The organism is Salinicola halophyticus (genome assembly GCF_003206695.1).
Lineage (GTDB): Bacteria > Pseudomonadota > Gammaproteobacteria > Pseudomonadales > Halomonadaceae > Salinicola > Salinicola halophyticus.
Window position 1 is genome coordinate 1 of the sequence record NZ_PZJN01000023.1, and the last position, 606, is coordinate 606.

At 66.7% G+C, this 606-nt stretch carries 1 protein-coding gene; it reads left to right on the plus strand.

Features of this window, described 5'->3' with window-relative positions; genetic code table 11:
* A partial coding sequence (locus tag DOM58_RS17420; protein ID WP_188113837.1) for an Ig-like domain-containing protein occupies positions 1–606 on the plus strand: 606 nt, incomplete at both ends.

Sequence of the window (606 nt, forward strand, 5' to 3'; positions counted from 1 at the left end):
ACCGGCACCAACGACGCGCCGGTGGCCCGCGCCGATACCGGTAGCACGGGCGAGAACGCTACTCTCAATGTCGCCGCGGTCCAGGGCGTGCTGGCCAACGACAGCGATGTCGATGGCGGCATGCTGAGCGTCAGCGCGGTCAACGGCGTAACAGGTAGCGTGGGGCAGGCCATCACCGGCTCCAACGGCGGGACCTTCACGCTGAACGCGGATGGCTCCTACAGCTTCAATCCGGGCACGGCGTTTGATCGCCTGGCCGCGGGTCAGACCGACAAGACGCAGATCAGCTACACCGTCAGCGACGGCCAGGGTGGCACCGCCACCTCGACGCTGACCGTAACGGTGACTGGTACCAACGACGCGCCGGTCGCCGTCGCCGATACCGGCAGCACGGGCGAGAACGCTACTCTCAATATCAACGCTGCCCAGGGTGTGCTGGCCAACGACAGCGATGTCGATGGCGGCACGCTGAGTGTCAGCGCGGTCAACGGCGTAACAGGTAGCGTGGGGCAGGCCGTCACTGGCTCCAATGGCGGCACCTTCGCGCTGAACGCGGATGGCTCCTACAGCTTCAATCCGGGCACGGCGTTCGATCGCCTGGCCGCG